At 66.9% G+C, this 21101-nt stretch carries 17 protein-coding genes; 14 read left to right on the top strand and 3 right to left on the bottom strand.

Annotation, left to right across the window (positions count from 1 at the left end):
- Positions 1 to 18: 18 nt before the first annotated feature.
- Positions 19 to 5079, bottom strand: coding sequence for a YadA-like family protein (locus ACZK2R_RS13050; protein WP_180837642.1), 5061 nt, complete (start codon positions 5077 to 5079; stop codon positions 19 to 21).
- A 235-nt stretch (positions 5080 to 5314) separates the two neighbouring features.
- Entirely contained in the window at positions 5315 to 6295 is a 981-nt protein-coding gene (locus ACZK2R_RS13055) for an AraC family transcriptional regulator (protein ID WP_032128070.1), read from the bottom strand.
- A 687-nt stretch (positions 6296 to 6982) separates the two neighbouring features.
- Here ACZK2R_RS13055 and ACZK2R_RS13060 point away from each other — a divergent pair.
- From ACZK2R_RS13060 to ACZK2R_RS13120, 13 genes are all read left to right on the top strand, one after another.
- Positions 6983 to 7189, top strand: coding sequence for a Flp family type IVb pilin (locus ACZK2R_RS13060; RefSeq protein WP_126927984.1), 207 nt, complete (start codon positions 6983 to 6985; stop codon positions 7187 to 7189).
- 86 nt (positions 7190 to 7275) lie between these two features.
- Positions 7276 to 7821, top strand: a complete 546-nt coding sequence (locus ACZK2R_RS13065) for an A24 family peptidase (RefSeq protein WP_125894372.1) — start codon at positions 7276 to 7278, stop codon at positions 7819 to 7821.
- Entirely contained in the window at positions 7818 to 8294 is a 477-nt protein-coding gene (locus ACZK2R_RS13070; protein ID WP_049398481.1) for a TadE/TadG family type IV pilus assembly protein, read from the top strand. Before ACZK2R_RS13065 ends, ACZK2R_RS13070 begins: the two co-directional genes overlap by 4 nt.
- A 23-nt stretch (positions 8295 to 8317) precedes the next feature.
- Positions 8318 to 9355, top strand: coding sequence for a Flp pilus assembly protein CpaB (gene cpaB / locus ACZK2R_RS13075; RefSeq protein ID WP_180837643.1), 1038 nt, complete (start codon positions 8318 to 8320; stop codon positions 9353 to 9355).
- 18 nt (positions 9356 to 9373) lie between these two features.
- Complete coding sequence (locus ACZK2R_RS13080; protein WP_049398479.1) at positions 9374 to 10732, top strand: type II and III secretion system protein family protein; 1359 nt, start codon at positions 9374 to 9376, stop codon at positions 10730 to 10732.
- A 27-nt stretch (positions 10733 to 10759) separates the two neighbouring features.
- A complete protein-coding gene (locus ACZK2R_RS13085) occupies positions 10760 to 12016 on the top strand; it encodes a CpaE/TadZ family protein (RefSeq protein ID WP_317618055.1) in 1257 nt (418 codons plus the stop codon).
- The gene (locus ACZK2R_RS13090) at positions 12001 to 13350 is read left to right on the top strand and encodes a TadA family conjugal transfer-associated ATPase (RefSeq protein ID WP_049398477.1); all 1350 of its coding nucleotides are present in this window, start codon (positions 12001 to 12003) and stop codon (positions 13348 to 13350) included. Before ACZK2R_RS13085 ends, ACZK2R_RS13090 begins: the two co-directional genes overlap by 16 nt.
- Positions 13351 to 13352: 2 nt before the next feature.
- Complete coding sequence (locus ACZK2R_RS13095) at positions 13353 to 14309, top strand: type II secretion system F family protein (protein WP_180837645.1); 957 nt, start codon at positions 13353 to 13355, stop codon at positions 14307 to 14309.
- A gap of 28 nt (positions 14310 to 14337) precedes the next feature.
- Positions 14338 to 15273, top strand: a complete 936-nt coding sequence (locus ACZK2R_RS13100; RefSeq protein WP_032128078.1) for a type II secretion system F family protein — start codon at positions 14338 to 14340, stop codon at positions 15271 to 15273.
- Entirely contained in the window at positions 15273 to 16169 is an 897-nt protein-coding gene (locus tag ACZK2R_RS13105; protein WP_125894366.1) for a tetratricopeptide repeat protein, read from the top strand. Before ACZK2R_RS13100 ends, ACZK2R_RS13105 begins: the two co-directional genes overlap by 1 nt.
- Entirely contained in the window at positions 16166 to 16624 is a 459-nt protein-coding gene (locus ACZK2R_RS13110) for a DUF3613 domain-containing protein (protein ID WP_125894364.1), read from the top strand. The genes ACZK2R_RS13105 and ACZK2R_RS13110 overlap by 4 nt, the downstream gene beginning before the upstream one ends.
- Before the next feature lie 8 nt (positions 16625 to 16632).
- On the top strand, positions 16633 to 18798 hold the full coding sequence (locus ACZK2R_RS13115) for a TadG family pilus assembly protein (RefSeq protein WP_125894362.1): 2166 nt from the start codon (positions 16633 to 16635) through the stop codon (positions 18796 to 18798).
- 99 nt (positions 18799 to 18897) lie between these two features.
- Complete coding sequence (locus ACZK2R_RS13120) at positions 18898 to 19611, top strand: DUF2968 domain-containing protein (RefSeq protein ID WP_043402505.1); 714 nt, start codon at positions 18898 to 18900, stop codon at positions 19609 to 19611.
- A 69-nt stretch (positions 19612 to 19680) separates the two neighbouring features.
- On the opposite strand, the gene ACZK2R_RS13125 is transcribed toward ACZK2R_RS13120, so the two are convergent.
- On the bottom strand, positions 19681 to 20067 hold the full coding sequence (locus tag ACZK2R_RS13125) for a hypothetical protein (RefSeq protein WP_125894360.1): 387 nt from the start codon (positions 20065 to 20067) through the stop codon (positions 19681 to 19683).
- A 186-nt stretch (positions 20068 to 20253) separates the two neighbouring features.
- On the opposite strand from ACZK2R_RS13125, the gene ACZK2R_RS13130 reads away from it, so the two are divergent.
- Positions 20254 to 21078, top strand: a complete 825-nt coding sequence (locus ACZK2R_RS13130) for an alpha/beta fold hydrolase (protein WP_125894358.1) — start codon at positions 20254 to 20256, stop codon at positions 21076 to 21078.
- Positions 21079 to 21101 lie beyond the last annotated feature (23 nt).

Here is a 21101-nt window from a genome sequence, read left to right on the forward strand (position 1 = left end):
GCGGCCCGGCGGCGGGGATCACCACTGGATGCCGGCACCGACGGCCACACCGGCCTCGCCACGGCTGTTGGTGGAGCCGCTGAACTTGTAGATCCAGCGCCCTCCTTCGGAGACACCGGAGATACCAACCGCCACGCCCGACTCGCCGTTGTAGCTGCCGGCGGCGACCGAGGCCATGCTGCGGCCCGCTTCGCTGGGCTGCGGCAGTGCTGCGGTGGCCATTGCCGAGGCGATACCGGCCGAGGCGCGGTTGTCGGTCTTGCGCAGGTCGCGCTCGAAGCCACCCATGCGCTCGTCGGTGTAGGCCTTCGACCAGTCCAGGGTCTGCGCCATGCCCGACTTCAGCTGGTCGACGTTGACTGCGTCGGTACCGGCGGTGCCGGCGGCGACGTTACGCACCGTGGTCGGGCCGCTGTTGGTGCTGCCCAGCGTGACACTGTTGTAGTTGGTCGCGCCGTTCACCGTGGTGTCGTAACGGATCGTACCCTGCTGCGAGGCCTGCAGCTGGCGTACGTTGACCGCGTCGGTCGCCTGCGAACCGTCGGCCACGTTGACCACCTGGCGTTCGGCACCGGCGGCACCCACTGAGACCGTGTTGGCCCGGTTCGCCACCGAACCCGCACCCAGCGCCACCGAGTTGTCGGCCTGCGCCTGCGAGCCATTGCCCAGCGCGGTCGAGTTGGCACCGGCGGCGGTGGAGCCTGCGCCACCTGCGGCCGAGTTTGCACCGCTGGCGGACGGATCGGCCAGGTTGTTGGTGTTGTTGGCGCGGAAGCTGCCGGCCACGTTGGTGATGTTCTGGATCTTCTGGTCGGTGTACTTCTTCGATTCGTCGATGGCGTAGTTCACGCCGTTCTTCAGCTGGCCGACATTGGTTGCGTCGTACGTATCGGAACCGTCGGCGACATGGGTGATCTTGCGCTCGCTGCCGGTGCTGCCGACCGAAACCTCACCGGCCGAGTTGCTGGCGCCGGTCTGGCCATAGGCGCCGGTGTAGCCGCTCTGCGCACCGACGCTGGCCACCGACCCGGCACCCAGGGCGACGCTGTTGCCGGCACTGGCGCTGGCTCCGTTGCCGACCGCCACGCTGTTGGCACCGGCCGCACTGGCCTGCGGGCCGACCGCCACCGCTTCCGCACCGGCAGCCGTTGCAGGCGCTGCGGTCGAGTTCACTGCCAGGTAGGCACTGCCACCGCTGTTGTTGGTGATGCGTTGGTTGAGGACCTTCAGCGAGCCGTCCACCGCAGTGAAGGCGGCGGTGACATTGTTGTAGTCGCCGCTGGTAAAGGTGCCGTCGGTGGCGATGCTGGAGATGCTGAACTTCGGCGCGGTCCACACGTTGGTGGTGCCGTTGTACGCGGTGGTGCCACCGAAGTAGTTGGCGATGGAGCTGTTCGTGCTGAACAGCTGGTCGCCGGTGATGGCATCACTGCTGCCGGCCAGGATGCTGCCGGCGGCGACGTTGGTGATCTTCACCGCGCCGGTGCCGGTACCCGTCAGCGTCACGCTGTTGAGCACGTTGCCACTGCCATCGACGTCGTACTTCACGGCCAGCTTGTCGATCTCATCGGTCTGGTCGGCAACGTTGGCCAGCGAGTTGCTGACCGCATCGAAGGCGGTACCAACGTCGTTGTAGCTGCCCTTGGTCACGGTGCCGTTGGCGGCGACGTTGTTGATCGAGTAGGTCGGTGCGGTCAGCACGCCGCTGGCGTTGACCGCCGCGCCACCACCGAGGTGGGTGGCCACGGCCTGGTTGGCCGCAAACAGCTGGGCACCGTTGATGGCCTCGCTGCTGGTGGCACTGACCTGGCCCGGGCCGAGATTACGCAGCGTGGTGGCCGTGCCGGTCTGGCCGAGCGTGGCACTGGCGTAGTTGACGCTGCCATCGCCATTGAGGTCATAGCGCAGTGCCCCCTGTTCCGACGCCTGCAGCTGGCCGACATTGACCGCATCGGTGGCGGCGGTACCCGCAGCCAGGTTGGTGACCTGACGCTCGGCACCGGCGGCACCGATGGACACGCTGTTGGCACGGTCAGCCAGGCTGCCGGCACCCACCGCGATGCTGTTGGCGGCGGTGGCGCGGGCGTTGGTACCGACCGCGATCGAGTCGGCGCCGCTGGCCAGTGCCTCGGTACCGGTCGAGTTCACCCGCAGGTACTTGGTGCCACCGTTGCGGATGTCGGTGATCTGCGTGTTGAGATTGACCAGCGAACCATCGACCGCGGCGAAGGCATCGGTGGCGTTCTCATACAGACCCTTGGCGATCGCACCGCCGGTGGAGATGGTGCTGATCTCGAACAGTGGTGCGGTGAAGGCACCGCTGGCCGGATCGAAGGCTGCGCGACCGCCGAAGAAGCTGGCGATGGCCGCATTGGTCGCCGCCAACTGGCCGCCATTGACCGCTTCCAGGCTGCCGGCGGTGACCGCACCGCCGGCCAGGTTGCCGATGGTGGTAGTGCCGGTGCCCGCACCGAGCGTGACGCGGCGATAGTTCGGATTACCGGCACCGTCCAGATCGTAGGTCACCGCAGCGGCCGCCACATCATCGATCAGGCTGATGGCACCCTTCAGCTGGGCCACGTTGACCGCATCGGTATTGACACTACCGGCGGCCACGTTGGTGATCTGGCGCTCGCCGCCACCGGCGGTACCCACCGACACTTCACCGGCCGAGACCTGCGGCGCAGTGAGGCCATAGGCGCTGTAGCTGGCCTGGGCACCGCGCAGCGCGGCCGAACGGTAGCCCAGTGCAACCGAATTGGCCTGGTTGGAGGTCGCCTCGGCACCGAGCAGGGTCTGCCCGTTGGCCGTGCCCACCGCGCTGTCGCCGACGATCACCGAATGGCCCATGCGTGCGGCGTAGTCCGCGGTCGGCACACCGGTCGGGTTGCTCGGATCATTGGTGCCGGCGCCCGGGAAGGCGACGTTGGCATCGACCTTCGGCAGCTCGTGGCGGGCATTGGCACCGATCACCACTTCCTTCGAACCGTTGGCAAAGGCGCCGTCACCCATCAGCACCTGGTAGTCCTGCGCCGCATTGACTGCCCAGCAGGAGATGTCGGCGAGGACAATATCCAGGCACTTGGCCGCCCATGCCGGCGAATCCTTCGGCAGCAGCAGCCCGAGCAGGCCGCCCGGATTGCCGTTGTTGATGTTGTAGATGTAGCTGTCGGAGGTGACACCACCGATCAGGGTCAGGTGCGAGCTGCCGCCGGTGACGGCGCCACCCAGGCCGTTGAGAGTGCTGCCGACCGGCGACAGGTTGACCACGGGCAGGCCCAGCACATTGACCGTCGAGTAGGTCTGCATCACGTTGGCGTTGCTGAGCTTGAGGTTGCCGTTGCTCAGGTAGCCGTTGCCGCCGAACAGGCTGGTGGTGGTCGGGCCGATCAGCTGCCCGACATTGCCGACCAGGCCACCGGTGCCGATGATCAGGCCCGCGTTCGGATCGGCCGGAGCCGGCGCCTTCGGGCTGGTCGGCGGGATCGCCGAGGGCTTGGTCAGGCCGAGACCGCCGAGGGTGCCGCCGACCAGGCCGCCTACGGCACTGCCGAGATTGCCGATGGTGCCGTTGAGGTTGCCATTGAGCAGGTTGCCGACGGCGCCGCCGACATTGCCAAGCGTATCGCCCAGCAGGCCACCGAGGCCGCCGGTGCTGCCACCTGTAGCGCCATTGAGTACACCGCCGACGGTGCTGCCCACCGCACCCACTGTATTGTTGAGCGTGCCGCCCACGGTGCCGCCCACTCCACCCACCGTGCCAACCGCACCATTGAGTGCGCCGCCGACGGTGCTGCCGACCGCACCAGCCGTGCCGTTGAGTGCACCACCCACAGTGCCGCCGACTGCACCAACCGTGCCAACCGCACCGTTGAGTGCGCCGCCGACGGTGCTGCCGACCGAACCGACCGTTCCGTTGAGCGCACCACCGACGGTGCCGCCGACTGCACCAACCGTACCAACGGCGCCATTGAGCGTGCTGCCCACTGCCCCGCCCACCGCACCGACCGTGCCGTGCACGGCGCCGCCGACCGCACCAACCGTGTTGCCGACGGTGCCATCAAGGACGCCACCCACGGCGCCACCTGCCGCGCCGACAACGCCGCCCACCAGGCCACCCACGCCCAGTGCGCTGTTCTGCGCTGCCACAGTCGCTTGGCCGGCCAGCTTCAGATTGCGGTCGGCCACGACTTCCTGGCCATCAGGCGCCTGCACGCGCACTTTGCCGGCAACACCGGTATCGAAAGCTGCGGTGATCGCACGATCATGGGTCTCGCCCGGCAGCTCCTCCTTTGCCGGCAACGTGACCGCCGCCGTCGCCTTGACCTGCCCCTGACCATCGATCTGGTGGCCCGCCAGCTTCAGCTGCGAATCCACCTTGCCGTCAACGGACGCCTTGAGGCCGGACAGCGAGCCAGCGGATGCGCCAGCAACAGCGGCGGCCGCCTTGGCACCGGTATCGATCGAGGCCGCCTGGGCACCGGCGATGCCAACCCTGGCCTTCGCCTGCGCATCCGCAGCCACACCGAGCGGCGCATGCGCGGACGGCGCAACGTTGGCCGCCAGCGAGGCATCCATCTTCGCCACATTGGACGCTGCGTGCCCCAGCCCGACATTGGCGCGAACATCGGCGGCCAGTGCAGGAACCGCGACCTGCTTCGGCGCGGCATTCGCCGCCAGCTTCACCTGTACGGTAGCCGGCAGCACGTCGCGCACGATCGGCAGCGAGGTCGTACTCAGCTGCAGGCCCACACGCGCGTCTGCGCTGATCGCCGGACTGCTCTGCGCCTGGCGCGATGCCGCGGCCAGCGCGACTTCTGCGTCGACCTTGACCGGCATCGGCTGCGCGTATTTCGCGGCCAGTGCCTGCAGATCACGCAGCGACTGATTGGATTCGGATGCTCCTGCATGCCCGCTGGCCAGCGCACACAGCAGGGCCAGGGCCAGTGCGGTCGGCATCAGCAGGACACTGCGCGGATCGCGGGCGGCGCTGCCGCCGCTATCGCCGGTGGCCAGTTCCGAGGCCACAACCAGAGCATTGAGCTGGCGGTTCCATACACGCCGGTAGATGCGGTTCATGAGCATTTCCCCCGTAGGCGAACAACTGGAATGTCAGTGGACTTGCCGTTAGGCAGGTGACTGACATTTCAGCGTTTGCAACGGCGGCTGCGCACTTCATTCCGGCACGGCAATCGCGCATTCCGGCAAATCCACGGTCGGAATCGGCAGCCGGTTATGCAGAAGCGGCAAGCATATCGGCAAGCGGATATGCAATTCCGGCAGGAACCGCCGGGAAACCCTTATGGGGCCTGGATCAGGCGGGCTGGCCGATCTGCGCGGGTGCGCGCATCAGCGTGTCACGCGGCAGTTCACCGAAGACCTTGCGGTAGTTGTCGGCGAAACGCGACAGGTCCCACAGGCCACAACTGAGGGCGATGGCCTTGACCGAACGGCGGCTGGAATCGGCCATCGACAGGCTGCGGCAGGCTGCGCACAGGCGCAGCATCGACAGGTAACGATTGGGCGACGTACCGAACAGGTCCTCGAACGCGTAGCGCAGCCCACGCTCACTGACACCGGCAGCGTCGCAGATCTCATTCATGTAGATATTGCGGCGCAGGTTGAGGCGCATGAAGTTTTCCGCCCGCTGTGCGATCAGATAATGCGTGCGCCGCGCACGGCTGCAACCCGGGCGTTCGGCGGAACCCGCACCCAGCAGTGCCTGCACGTGTTCGTGCAGCAGCCGCTCGGTTTCTTCCGGCTGCAGGCCCGTGCCCTGGCCCAGCTGCAGGTGCAGCTGCTGGTAATGCTGTGCCAGCGGGGCGGCCTCGCTGGCGAGATTGAACAGTGAAAGCGCCTGTCCGGCCGGCGGCGTGCTGCGCAGGCTCAGTTCGGTCAGCTTGCGTTGCACCCGTGCCACCGGCACCAGCATCAGGGTCATGTGCGTGCCCGGGCTCAGGGTGAACTCGCTGATGCCCTCGGGCATCACGGTCAGCGCCATCCCAGGGGCAAGCGGTACGCCATGGCACCAGCTCAGGGTTTCATCGGTCGCATGCAGATACCCCAGCATCGCCCAGTCCGGCGGCAGCATGAAACGTCCACGGCAATGGAATCCACAGCTGATGCTGCAGAACAACGCCTCCTCGTGCACGCGTGACGCGAAGGCCGCCCGCGGCCCATTGCCATCGAGCAGAAGCAGTTCGACATCACATACACGAAGCACGCCGCTCAGCGTCGCCAGGTCGATCGACCGCAGGCCGCTGTCGTCGCTGTCTCCTACCCCACCATCGACCATGACAGTGTCGTCGCCCCCGATTATCCGCCGTGCGGTACGGCCCCCACTGCCTGACAGGGCGCGCACCTCTCATGGAATCTCTTCCATCACCGGGATGCGCGCCGCCAAGGTGCGCACCCCAAAAGAAACGCGAGTACTTGAATGCGAGTATGCCCGATAATTCAACGGGGTAAACATCTGCACCGCGTTGAATAAGATGGATACAGAGGTGAAAATCAGATTGTCGCGTTTGGCACAGTTTTCGCATGCGACCTGAAGCCTGCCTCACATTATCTGCACGTCGATGAATCGTTGTGCGGGCGAACGGATTTCCGTCACAGAACCCGGCTTGAAAATTAAGGACCAATGGGATTCTGCCGAATTTGCATATAGGTTCCGGTTGCAGCCGGCCGCCATTCAGGCAAAGTCGATAACACGGTGATCCGGTCTTTGATAATGACCGCACCCAGGGGGACAGCATGACCATGCACGTATCGCTCGACACGTCGACCACCGGCCCCGCGCCGCGCGGTCGCGGTTGCGCGAACGGCGTCCCGCCTGGAAACGATCACCCTGCTTGAGCACAGCGGGTCCATCCCGCCGTGCCTCCTCCGCCAGGACGTGCGGAGGTCCACGGACGATCCCGGCGGAGCCGGGCCACCGCCCAACAGGTGTCCTGTAGCAGACAGGTAGAGGGAGACAAACGTCATGAACGCATCGATCCGCAAGTTCCTGAAGGAAGAAGATGGCGTTACCGCACTCGAGTACGGCCTGCTGGCGGCTGTGATTGCCGGCATCCTGATCGCGGTCGGCAATGCGCAGATCAAGTCCTTCTTCGAGACCCTGTTCACCAATCTCTCCGCATTGGCCACCAAGGCCTCCGGTAGTGCAGCACCGCCTGCCGGCGGGAACTGACCGGGACCGCGCAGCCGTCGGCTGCGCTTGCGGCTCATTGCAGAAGGCGGCGGCTGACCGTCCACTGACGGACAATGGAGGGTGCGATGACACTGCTGGGATTGCTGGCCATCGGTGTGTGCCTGCGGATCGCGATCAGCGATCTGTACGCCCGTCGGGTGCCCAACGCCTGGCTGCTGTCCGCATGCGCGATCACCGTTGTCGTGCTCATCGCCGGACAGTTCAACGCGCCGCGCCTGCCGTGGGCTTCCCACGTTGCCGGCGCGGCGCTCGGCCTGGTCGCATTGCTGCCTTTCCACGCAGTGCGCTGGATGGGCGCCGGCGATGTCAAATTCTTTTCGGTACTGGGATTGATGCTGGGCTGGCAGGCACTGCTGCCGATCTGGATCGCGGCCAGCCTGGCAGCGGGCGCACATGCCGCACTGGTGCTGGTATCGCGCCGGTTGGGCCCAGTACTGCCCATCGGCCTTCAAGCCCATATGCATCGGGCAAGTTCGCAATGGCATTCGCACCCGGCGCTGCGCGGGATGCAGAGCGCCCGCCAGGGACGCCAAGGCATTCCCTACGCCGCCTACCTGGCGGTATCCGCCATCGCCTGGGTCTTCATCAGCACGTACGGAGGTGTGGCATGAACATCCACAACCGACGCCGGCAACGTGGCGCGGCCAGCATCGAGTTCGCGCTGATGTTGATGCTGGGCCTGCTGCCGCTGCTGCTGTTCACGTTCTCCGGCGTGATGATCATGGCGGCCCAGCAGACGTTGGCAACCGCCTCAGCCGAGGGTGCACGTGCATCGCTGCGCTATGGCAGCGCCAACGAACGCCGTACCGCCGCCTGCGTTGCGGCGCGTAGTTCGATGCAGTGGCTGCTGAACTTCTCGGGTCAGCCGGTCGACTGCAGCAATGGCGGAAACAACGCCATTCTGGTCTCCGCGCAGGCCCCCTGCGCCGGACTGGCCAGCGCCCAGTGCATGACCGTGACGGTCAGCTACGACTACGCAAGCCATCCCTTCCTGCCCGGCACCGCCACGCTTTACAAGTGGGTGATGCGGGCTCCCATCCGCAGCGTCGCGGTCGCTCAGCTCGACCTCGGCAGCGGCAACTGACGTTCGGTACAGGAGACGGTTCCATGCTCAAGTTGACCCGCATTGCTGCCGTCGCCCTGATCGGGCTGGCCGTGCTGCTGGCGGTGATCGCCTTGATGATCGGGCGCAAGCCGGCCGCACCGGCCACGGTTGCCCCGGTAGCGCAGAGCGAAGCCCAGGCGATCACCGTGGTGGAAGCGGTGGCGCGACTGCCGGCCGGCGAACCGATCTCTGCCAACGGACTGCGTCTCGCACAGCGCAGCGCCCCGGTTGCCGGCGCCGCCACCAGCATTTCCGCCGTGGTCGGAAAGGTGCCGGTGCAGGACATCGCCGAAGGCACGGCGATCAGCAGCAACGCACTCGCGCAGGGATTCTCGCTGCAGCTGCGCCCCGGGGAACGCGCACTGGCGGTCCCGGTCGACGAGCTGGTGGGGGCCGGCAACCGCATCCTGCCCGGTGATTTCGTCGACGTGTTCCTCAACCTGCGCACTGCCCAATCCACTGCCGGCGGCCCGGCCGACGCAGCACAGACGCGCCTGCTGCTGTCGCGCCTGCGCGTGCTCAGCTATGGCCAGCAGGACATCGCCCCGGCCAACCATGACGCTGTTGCCAGCAACGAGGCCGATGGCCGCAACGATCCACGCGCCGCCGACATCACCGGAAGCAGCAGCACCCAGAGCACGGGCAGCGGGACCGCCCAGCCGGCACGCAGCGCGGTACTGGCGGTGCCGGTGGCCGATGCCAACCGGCTGCTGCTGGGTGCACAGCAGGGCAAGCTGTTCCTCGCCCTGCGCAACCCTGCCGATTCCGGCCAGCCCGATCTGGCGCTGTTCCCGCAGGCACGCGGGGTGATTGATCCACTGCGTGGCCTGGATGCGGAACAGCAGCTTGCGCTGCAGCGGCCAGAGAATCACGCCTTCGCCGGCATCGACGGCGATGCATTGGCCGGCCGCAGCAACGCGCCCGCGCGCAGCACCCAGGATGCCCCGGCACGCGCACCCGCACCACGGCGCAGTGCCCCACGCGCATCGGGCATCGAAATCATCCGAGGTGACAGCTCCGCCCCCCGTGGTTCCCTTTGACCTGCATCGAGCGCATCCATGACCGAACGTCGCCGCAGTCCACGCCCTTCCCCCCGCCAGCGCTGGCTGGCCCTGCTGCTGGTGCTGCTGGCACCGGCGACAAGCGTGGCCGCCGACGACCTGGTGCTGCAGGCGCGTGAGCAGCGCCCCTGGACGCTGCCGGGCGATCTGGAGCGGGTCGCCATTGCCGATCCGGGCGTGGCCGATATCGTGATGCTGCGCGGCCAGCGCCAGGCCCTGCTGGTCGGCAAGGCGCCGGGCACCACCACGCTCCTGCTCTGGCACCGCAAGCAGACCGAACCACAGCGCCTGCAGGTGCGGGTACAAAGTGCGGTGCAGGGTGCGGCCGACGCCGGCGCGAACGGGCTGGTATTCACCCAGCAGGACAATCAGGGCCTGCTGCAGGGAAGCACCGAGAGCGTGCTGTCGCACATGCAGGAGCAGAAGACTGCCGCCATGGCCCTGGGCAAGGATGGCCTGCTTGCCGACGCATCCACAGTGAGCAGCGGCGGCGTGGTCCAGGTCGAAGTCAAGGTGGTCGAGTTCAACAAGACCGCACTGAAGCAGATCGGCATCAGCTTCCAGAACCGCAATGGCAACTTCGCCTACGGCTTCGCCCGCCCGGGCGGCCAGCTGCCGGGCAATACCGGCATCCTGCCCGGCATGAAGGAAGGCAACTCCGGCAACGAAGCCGAATCGCCCATTTCTTCGGCCTTCCGCCTGGTGTTCGGCTCGACCAAGGGCCTGTGGAATGCCGACGTCGACCTGCTGCAGAGCAATGGCATGGCGCGTGTGCTGGCCGAGCCGACACTGGTCGCGCTGTCCGGGCAGAGCGCCAGTTTCCTGGCCGGCGGCGAGCTGCCGATCCTGGAACCGCAGGGGCTGGGCACCACCACCATCACCTACAAGCCCTTCGGCATCGGCCTGACCGTGACACCGACGGTACTGGCACCGAACCGCATCGCCCTCAAAGTCGCACCGGAAGCCAGCGACCTGGACTACAGCAACGCCATCGCGCTCAACGGCGTGCAGATTCCCTCCATCACCACCCGCCGCGCCGATACCACGGTCGAACTGGGCGATGGCGAGAGCTTCGTGATCGGTGGCCTGGTCAGTTCCAACGTGGTTTCCAGCGTCGGCAAGATCCCGCTGCTGGGTGACCTGCCGATCATCGGCTCGTTCTTCCGCAACTTCGACTACAAGCGCCAGGACAAGGAACTGGTGATCATCGTCACGCCACGCCTGGTGAAGCCGCTGGCACGCAACACCGAGCTGCCGCTGCCCGGCGACCGCGAGGCCAAGCCGCACATGCCCGAATGGGGTGCCTGGCTGCTGGGTCCTATCAGCCAGGACCCGGTGCCCGGCTTCTCACGCTGATTCCATGATGCCTGCGATACCACGCCCATGCCCTACGCCACTGCCCAGCCGCTGCATCCGCAAGGACCGCCGATGAACCTGGTCCTGTACGGAATGGATCGCGAACTGCTGCCCCGGCTGGCGGCCAAACTGCCGCCAACCACCACCCTGCACTGGCAGGACAGCAGCACGCCGACCTCCGCCCAGGACCTGCAACGCGGGCCGCAGAGCCTTGTGCTGCTCGACTTCCGCCCGGAACATGCGGCCGCCTCCAGCGTGCTGGCGCAGCAACTGCAACAGACAGAGCCGGATCTGGCATTGGTTGCCGTCGGTGCCACCAGTGCCGGCCAGGTGGAAGGCGTTGTCATCGCATTGCGGGCGGGCCTGCGTGATGTGCTGGACCTGGACAGCGACAACGTCGGCATCGAGGCCGCGCTGCGTCGCGCCCTGTCACCACGACCGGCTGCCGCCGCGCAGCAGGCGCACAAGGCCCGCCTGATCGTCCTGCTGGGCGTGCGCGCCGGGGTCGGCACCAGTACGCTGGCCGCGCATCTTGCGGTGCTGGCACAGCAGACCCGTGCACTGGCACAGGGCGAGGCACTGCAGCAGGATGGCCTGCTGATGGAGCTGGCCCAGCCTTCGGGCGACCTCGCCCTGTACCTCAACCTGGACAGCCGCTTCCACTACGAAGACGCGCTGCGCAATGCCAGCCGCATCGACGCCACCCTCGCCCGTACGGCCATGGCCCGTCACGATTCCGGACTGGTGCTGCTGGACCGCGCCAGCGGCAGCGATGCGGTACCGCCGTCCGATCCGGGTGCGCTGCTGCAGCGCCTGCGCACCGTGTTCGCCAGCGTGCTGTGTGATGCCGGTGGCTGCCCGCTGCGTCAGCTGCCGCCGCTGCTGCTGGACCAGGCCGACGAGATCTGGCTGGTCACCGATGCCTCCATTGCCACACTGGTGTCGCTCGACCAGGCACTGAAGCATCTTGCCGGGCAGCGCGAACGCGAGAAGCGCCTGCAGCTGGTGATCAACCGCCACGATGACAGCAGCGGCATGAGCCCGGAGCAGATCGCGCGCCGCTTCGAGGTTCCCCTGCTGGCCACGCTTCCCGAACGACCGCGCGTGCGCCTGGCTGCCAGCCAGGGCCACCTGCTGCTGCAGGATGCGCCGCGCGACCCCTACCTGCGTGCCCTCGCCCCGCTGGTTTCGCGCCTGGATCCGGCTGCCTGCCCGGTCCAGGCGCAGGGCCTGCGGGAAAGACTCTCCCTTGCCCTGGGTGGATCGCAATGGAAGACAAGGTAACCCCGTTCCCGCATGCCGTTGCCCGGCCGGTGCTGCCCGAAAGCTCGCCGGGCCATCAGCCGTTCGCGCAGACCGAGCAGTACCAGAAGGTGCTGTCGGCCGCGCATGAGCACCTGCTCAACAGCATCGAGGACGAGCGCATCGACATCGACTCCTGGGCCCCCGACACCATCGCCCGCTGGGTGCAGGTGCAGACGGTGGGCTTCATCCAGGAGTGGCGCATCCCGATCAACGAAGAGGAGATGCAGGTGGTTGCCGACGGCCTGGTCAAGGAGCTGACCGGCTTCGGCCCGCTGGACGACCTGCTGCACGACCCGTCCATCGAAGACATCCTGATCAACGGTTTCAAGGATGTGCACGTGTCCCAGGGCGGCCAGCTCAAGCGGGCCACCCAGCGCTTCACCGACGATACGCATCTGCTGCGCATCCTGCGCCGCATCCTCGCCCCGCTTGGGCGCCGCCTGGATGACTCCAATCCGATGGTCGATGCGCGCCTGCCCAACGGCGGCCGTCTCAACGCGATCATCTCGCCGCTGGCGGTGGATGGACCGATGGTGTCCATCCGCAAGTTCCGCAAGGATCCGTTCACCCCCGATGAACTGCTGGCCAAGGGCACCTTCGATGCGCCGATGCAGGCCTTGCTGAAGGCGATGGTACTGGGGCGCTGCAACATCCTGGTGTCCGGCGGAACCAGCTCGGGCAAGACCTCGCTGCTGAACGCCCTGGCCAGCTACGTCCCCGCGAACGAGCGCGTGATCACCGTCGAAGACACCGCCGAGCTCTCGCTCAACCACCCGCATGTAGTTCGCCTGGAAAGCCGTATCGGCGGCGCCGAAGGGCACGGTGCGGTCAGCATCCGCGATCTGGTCCGCAACAGCCTGCGCATGCGCCCCGACCGCATCGTCGTCGGCGAGGTACGCGGTGCCGAGGTGCTGGAAATGCTGCAGGCGATGAACACCGGCCACGACGGCTCGATGGCCACCATCCACGCCAATTCGCCCCGCGACTGCCTGTACCGGATCGAGATGCTGGCCGGCTTTGCCGGCTTCCAGGGCAGCGAGGACAGCCTGCGCCGGCAGATTGCCAGTGCCATCGACTTCATCGTGCAGATCTCGCGCCTGGGCAGCGGGCGCCGCGTGCTGGTCTCGATCACCGAGATCACCGGGGTCAGCGACAACCTGATCACCACCCAGGAAATGTTCCGCCACGAGCTGCAGATCGACGGCAACGGCAAAGAGATCGATCGCTGGGTCGGGCTGGGCTTCCATCCGCACTCGCACAAGCTGGAGCCGTTCCGCCAGCAGCTGCGCGAATCGCTCTACGGAGACTTCTGAGCATGGGAACCGGCGCGCTGCTGGGCATGCTGAGCATCATCGCGGTGCTGCTGGCGCTGGCAGCCTGGCTGTGGGGCACGGCCAGCAGCCGTGAGCAACGCCAGGTTTCAATGCGGCACGCCGAGCAGCAGCTTTCGCGCGGAAGCGCCACGGGCGGAGCACCCGCCGGGCCGTCCGTCACCGCTGCCAACGACCCGGCGCGGCCCGCCAGCGCCGGGCGCCGCGTGCTGCCGCTGGATGGCCTGCTGCAGCGCGCAGGGCTGCAGACCGGCTGGAAAGTTCCCATCATGCTGCTGGTACCGGGGCTGGTACTGTCGGTGGTGGCGATGCTGCGGCTGGGCACCGCATGGATGTTTCCGCTGACCCTGCTGCTGTACCTGCTTGGCTGCTGGCTGTGGGTGATGCGGCGGACCACGAAGCTGCGTGCGCAACTGCTGCATCAGCTGCCGGACTTCCTCGACAACCTGGTGCGGCTGACCGCACTGGGCAACAGCCTGCAGGCCGCGTTCCAGGTTGCGTCGATGCAGACGAGCGCGCCGTTGCGCGGGCTGCTGGACACCACGGTGCGCTTTGCACGCAGCGGCATGGAGCTGGACCGTGCACTCGCACAGGCCTCGCATCCCTATCGCATGGATGTGCTGAAGGTGTTGTCGGTGGTGATCGGTGTCAGCGTGCGCATCGGCGGGCGCTCCGACCAGATCCTGCAGCGCATGGGCGATTTCATGCGCGATCTGGAACAGGCCCAGCAGGAGCTTGCAGCGACCACCTCGGAGACGCGGATGTCAGCGTGGGTGCTGGGCCTGTTGCCACCGGCCTGCGCGGTATTGATGGCGATCACCAGCCCGGACTTCTTCCAGCCGGTGCTGCACGATCCGCTCGGCCACAAGATCCTGCTGCTTGCACTGGGCATGGAACTTGTCGGTGGCTTCCTGCTGTATCGCTTGGCCAAGTCGCTATGAACCCCCTTCGCCCCGCCGGAGACAACCGATGAGCGCCAGCGCCTGGTTCGCCCTCTCCCTGCTCGTGCTGGCCGCCGGTATCGCCCTGCTCGGTATCGGCGGCTGGGTACGCAGCCATCGTGAGCAACGTACAACGGCCACCTTGAAGACCGCCCTGCAGCCGCGCGAGGCGTCCCGTGACACCGAGCCTGCGCGGCACGATTCGCTGGGCTGGCTGGAACGCTTCGGCCGTGCCCTCAGCGGCGGCCGGCTGGAAACGGCGTTGCTGGCCAATGAAGACCGGCTGCTGTTGGATCTGGCCGGGTGGAACACCCGCCGCGGTACGGCCATCTACCTCGGCCTGCGCCTGCTGCTGGCCGTGCTGGTGCTGGTACTGGTGCTGACATTCAGCAGCGTCACCGGGCTGGCCAGGATCATGGTGATCATCGGCGCCCTCGCCGCCGGCCTGCTGCTGCCCAAGTTCGTTCTCTCCTCCTGGGTGAAACGGCGCCGACGAGCGGTCGACAACGAGCTGCCGCTGCTGATCGACCTGCTGCGTCTGCTGCAGGGCGTGGGCTTCAGCATGGACCAGAGCCTGCAGACGCTCGGCGACAAGCTGCGCGATGCATTGCCGGTCCTCGGCGGCGAGCTGCAGGAGGCCAACATCGCCTATACCCACGGCCGCACGCGCGCACAGTCGCTGCGCCGGCTGAGCGAGGTCTATGCCGACGATGACCTGACCAGCCTGATGCAGCTGATCCTGCAGGTGCACGCCCATGGCGGCGCGGTGCAGGAGCCCCTGCGGCAGTTCAGCATCCGCCTGCGCGAACAGCGTCGCAACACGCTGAAGGAAAAGGTCGGCAAGCTCTCGGTGAAGATGACCGTGGTGATGATGCTGACCCTGCTGCCAGCGTTGATGCTGGTCCTTGCCGGCCCGGCGCTGGTCGCGCTGGCCACCACCATGTCCAAGATGGGGTCCCCCTGATGCCTGCCCTGCGCACTTCCTGCCTCATTGTTGCCCTGGCTGCCGTTGCCGGCGCCAGCGGCTGTGCATCGACCACGCCGAAGTACCTGCGCGCGCCCAGCCTGGCCGCGCCCGAACCGGCACCGCAGGACAGCCGCAATGCCTACCTGGAGCTGATCGAGCGCATGCAGCAGCAAGGCGCATGGTATGCCTCGCTCGCCCACGTCGACGCCTTCCGCCAGCGCTACGGCGATCCGCCGGCGTTGCGCCTGCTGCAGGCCGACGCGCTGCGCGAGACCGGCCAGGCCGATGCCGCGGTCACCCTGTACCGCGATCTTTCCAGTGGCCCCCAGGCCGCCGCGGCCGCCCATGGCCTGGGCCTGATTGCCGCGCGCCGCGACGACGACGCCGGCAGTGAGCAGGCGTTGGCGCGGGCGACCGAACTGCAGCCATTAAATACAAGTTATCTCGGCGACCTGGGCTATGCGCGGCTGCGCGCCGGGCAGTTCGAGCGCGCGCGCGAACCCCTGGCCAAGGCGCTGGAGCTGTCGCCGGGCAATGCCAAGGCCACCGCCAACCTCGCCCTCTGGGCGGTACTGCGGGGCGACACCGCCACTGCCGAACGCCTCGCCCAGCAAGCGAACCTCAACGACGAGACCCGGCTCAGCATCCAGCAGCAGGCGGCGCAGATCCGTGCCCGCCTGCAGCAGCGCCAGGCCGCAGCGGCAGCCGCCGCAGTCGTGCCGGCCGCTGCCCGTGCTCTCGCCAGCGATGCCGCCGGCAACCCGCCCGGCGCCACGCGACTGGCGGCGGAACCGCGCCGCGACAGCCGCGATCAACGCGATCCGCAGCGCCTGCCGCCCTCGATGCTGGAACGCTTCAGCGCCTCCGACCACCCGAACGGGAACACACCATGACCGCGACGCCCCTGACCCGACGCCTGCTGCCCGTTCTGATCTGCCTGCTGCCAGCCGCCGCCGTGCAGGCGCAGCAACAGCCGCTGACCGGGCAGATGCTTGGCGGCAGCACGCCGGCTGCGTCGGCTTCGCAGCCGCTGCAGTCCGAGTCACTGCCCACCGTGGAACTGGCGGCCCCGCCAGCACCGGTGCCGCATGCGGCGCCTGCAGCAGTGGCCAACACCGACGGCAGCACTGCAGCCCCGCGGCCCGGCCGCAGCCAGATCGGCGATACCACGCGCAACCTGTTCCGCCTGCAGGCATCGGGGCAACAAGCCGGACAGCACCTGCCGATCCTCGGCGACCAGGCGACGCTGAGCTACGCCCGCTACATGAAGAGTTTCGAACACGAGATCCCGGACTTCTTTGAAGCCGATGTCGCCAAGTCCAAGGGATCATCCTCATCCGGACGCTGAGGTAGGCCATGAAACGCCCACGCCAGTTCAGTTTCAGCCGCCCACGGGGCGGCATGTCGATCACCATGATGCTGGTCATGCTGGCACTGCTGGCGATGCTGGGCCTGATCGAGATCGGTTACCTGTTCTGGGCCAAGCGCGATGCACAGAAAGTCGCTGATCTGGCCGCACTGGCCGGAGCGCAGCGACTGGAACTGTGCACCTCGGACAACAGCGACAACAGTGCTGCGCGGCAGAGCGCACTCACCCAGAACACCTTCGCAGGAAGCCTGGAAGTCCGCTGCGGAAACTGGAACGTGACCCGCGCCACCGAAGGGCACTTCAGCCCGGTCGTCGATGCAGCGAATCAACGCAATGCTGTCCGTGTCATCACCCGCCGCGCGGTGCTTCCCTTCTTCGGGCAGAACAGCAGCCTGCCGACCGTGACCGCACAGGCGGTGGCGCGCCGTGCAGAACCGACGGCGGTTTTCAGTGTCGGCTCGCAACTGCTGCGCATCAATGGCAACACGCCACTGGGAAATGTCCTGAAACTGGTGGGTGCCGACCTCGACAAGACCACCCTGCTCGGCTACGACGGCCTTGCACAGGCGCATATCACCCCGAACGGACTGCTGCAGGCACTGGGCATTCCGATCGACGTCAACATGGGCGTGGCGGAGTTCAACAATCTGCTGGCCGGCCGCAAGGTCAAGCTGGGCAAGATCCTTCAGGCGACCGTTGACCTGCTCACCCAGCAGGGCGTTGCCCACGTGGACCTGAGTGCACTGGAGAATGCCCTGGTCGTGAAGGGCATCGACCTCAAGCAGCTGGAGGTGAAACTCGGCTCCGATGACAGCGGTGGCGGCCTGTTCGCACGCGTGGTCGCGCCGGATGGAACGATTTCCAGCGCGCTGCAGGCCGATGTCAATGTGCTGGACCTGATCGGCACCAGCATCAGCATCGCCAATGGCGGCCGTGCGGTCTCGGTCGATGAACTCAACCTGCTGGGCCTGGTCAATGCCAAAGCCGCTGTGGTGGAACCGCCGTCCATCGCCATCGGTGGCATTGGCTCGCGCGCTTACAACGCGCAGATCCGTGTCTTCCTCGACATCGACACCAACAACATTCCCGTTGCAGGCGGCGTGCTTTCACTGCTGGGCATCCGCCTGAAGCTGCCGGTCCATGCGGACGTGACCAATGCAATGGCGACCCTGACCAGCCTGCAATGTGGCAGCACGCCTCCCACGGCGACGATCAAGGTCGAGTCTTCCGTGCTGCGCGCCTGCGTCGGCAAGGTGGCCGACAGCGAGCGGTTCTCCAAGCAGAATGTCTGTGGCGACACCCTGCAGAAGGAACAGATGCTCACACTGCTCGGCGCCCCGTTGATCAATGACAGCATCAAGGTCAATACGCTGACCGACACGCAAAGCCTCACCCTCCCCGCCGGCGCGACCGGTTCAACCCAGGTCAACTCCCTGGAGGTGGGCACCGCCGTGTCCGAGCTGGTCAGCGAACTGCTGCGCGTACTGTCCGGCATGCTCGATCCGCGCGACGATGGCATGAGCCAGGGCTCGACCGCAGCGCAGTTGGCCGATCGCTACCTGAAAGCAGCCAACGTTGGTCGCAATCGCTACGACGTCGATGCGTCCATCAAGCTGCTTGAACTTGGCGACCAGACGCGGGGGTTGAAGCCTTTGGGCGCGTGGGATGTACCCAAGGGTGTTCCAAAACCCTGCCTGGTGGGCCTGCTCACATGCTGGGAGGATGGCTCGGTCTGGAAAGGCTATCGCACGGCTGTGACTGGCGAAGGGCTGGGCGTGCTGCCGGCACTGCTGGGTAGCCTGCTCGGCGGACTGACCGTCAACCGGTGTGCAAGCCTGCTGATTTCCTTGAGCGACCAGGCCTACAACAACTGCATGACGCAGAACCTCGCGTCTTACCTGCAGACCGCCCACGACGGCTTCCTGGACCAGTTCGCCGGCGACGGTGTCACCGCCCCCGGCAATGGCCCGGTCAGTTGTTCGGGCCTGCTGTGCTTGCTGCTGAAGCCCGCCCTGGACGTCCTGAAGCCGCTGCTCAACAGCGTCGGCTCCCTGCTGCGCTCGCTGCTGGCGCAGGTGCTGGGCCTGGAACTGGGCCGTACGGATGTGCATGTCCAGTCCATCCAGTGCACGCCCGCACAGCTGGTCTACTGACCCGTGACGGGCGCCCTTGGCGGCGCCCGCGCACATGCTAGACTCCCGGCGGGGAACCACCTTCATCTCAACCCACACTCATCCGTGGATGGTCTAGACATGCGAGAAACTTCAGGGGGCGCGGTCTTCGCCCGGCACGCGCGCGGCGCGGCACTGCTGGCCGTGGCCATGATGCTGGTGGCACCGGCGGCGATGGCTGCCCGTGGCGACCGCGAAGCAGCCGCAGAGCCGGCCGCACGTACCGCACCGGTGGTGCGCAACACCGTTGACGAGCTCAAGCAGCTGATGGATGCCCGCCAGCTGACCGAGCTGCGCACCACCTACAACGGCAACTACGGCGCCAGCCTGCTGTTCAATGCCAACACCCTGACCTACTACGTCGCCCTGTTCCAGGAGAAGAACTTCTGGCGGGTGATCAAGACCGATGCCGTCGACAACGCCGAGCGTGTCTACCGCACCTTCGCGCAGCAGTCAGAGCAGCTGGCCCAGGTCTACATCGACACCACCCGACTGGAAGCCGGCAAGCGCTATACCGAGCGCCTGGTGGCCTACAACGAGGAGCGCCTGCGCACCCTGCAGCAGGAAATGGAACAGCAGCAGGCACAGTCGGCCCAGGTCAGCGCTGCCCTGCAGCAGGCCCAGCAGCAGGCGGTCAGCCTGAGCAGCGACGTGCAGAGCACCAACAGCCAGCTGGATTCCCTGCAGCGCCGCATCCAGATCCTGCAGGCCGAACAGGGCAACCCGGAGCTGAGCCTGCCCAAGCCGGACAGCGTGCCCTCGCCGGCACCGGCGGCCGCCAGCGACGGTCGCTGAGGTCCAGCGCCTGGCGTGCCGTCCAACGGCGCCTACGGGCGCCGTTGTCGTTTCCGGCACCATTCCATTTCAACGGCACGCCTCATGCACGGCATCGTCCAGTTGCCGGCGCTGCACGAAGTCCATGCGCTTGCCATTGGCCAGCACCTTCCCACGATGCTGCCGCGCGCGCTCACAGGCGGCGGGATCCGCGCTGATCGGTATCAGTGCAGCCCGCGCACGCCGCTGCTGCACCACACGCGGACGCAATGAAGCTGGGCTCGCTGCCTTGGCCGCGCTCGCACCTGTTGAGGTCGGCTCCGCCGGCACCTCCCAGCGCCATTCCGCGCGCCCCTGGCACGGCGTCTGCTGGTAGACCGGATGCGGCCCGTCCACACATTTGTAGACGTTGGTCTGAGCATGCGCCCCCGTGGCCAGCAGCAGGTACAACAGCGGGCTCCAACACGCGTTCGACATTGCAGGCTCCTCGTCAGGGCTGCCGCCATCCTCGATGCCGGCACGGCTTCGTGCCAGAGCGATACACGTCACATCCGGCGTAATCCAGCACAGCCGTGCAAGTCGTCGGTCTGGCGCTGCGCTGTACTGCCGAAGGCACCGGCATCCGCGCCAGCGCCTTCCCTCCCTTCCGTCAAGGAAACCACAATGAGCAACTTCGTCACCGTCGCCGACGGCGCGCGCATCTTCTACAAGGATTGGGGTACCGGCCAGCCGATCGTGTTCGCGCACGGCTGGCCGCTGTCGTCCGATGCCTGGGACCCGCAGATGCTGTTCATGGGCCAGAACGGCTTCCGCGTGATCGCTCACGACCGTCGCAGCCACGGCCGCTCCAGCCAGACCTGGGACGGCAACAACATGGACACCTACGCCGACGACCTGGCCGCCGTGCTCGAGGCGCTGGACCTGAAGGACGCGATCCTGGTCGGCCACTCCACCGGTGGCGGCGAAGTGGCCCATTACATCGGGCGCCACGGCAGCAAGCGCGTGGCCAAGGTGGTGCTGGTCGGCGCCGTGCCGCCGCTGATGCTGAAGACCGATGCCAACCCGGCCGGTACCCCGCTGGAGGTCTTCGACGGCATCCGCAAGGGCACCGGCGGTGACCGCTCGCAGTTCTTCAAGGACCTGACCACGCCGTTCTTCGGCGCCAACCGCGACGGCAACACGGTCACCCAGGGCATGCGTGACTCGTTCTGGCTGCAGGGCATGCTCGGTGGCGTCAAGGGCCAGTACGACTGCGTGCACGAATTCTCGGAAGTGGATTACACCGAAGACCTGAAGAAGATCGATGTGCCAGCGCTGGTGGTGCATGGCGATGACGACCAGATCGTGCCATTCGATGCCTCGGCCAAGCTGTCCTCGCAGATCATCAAGGGAGCCGAGTTGAAGGTGTACGCCGGTGCGCCGCACGGCCTGACCGTCACCCACGCCGACCGGTTCAACGCCGACCTGCTGGCGTTCGCACGCGGGTGAGGCACTGCGGCGGCGCCACCCAG

The sequence above is a fragment of the Stenotrophomonas sp. 96582_Sma genome (assembly GCF_056480905.1).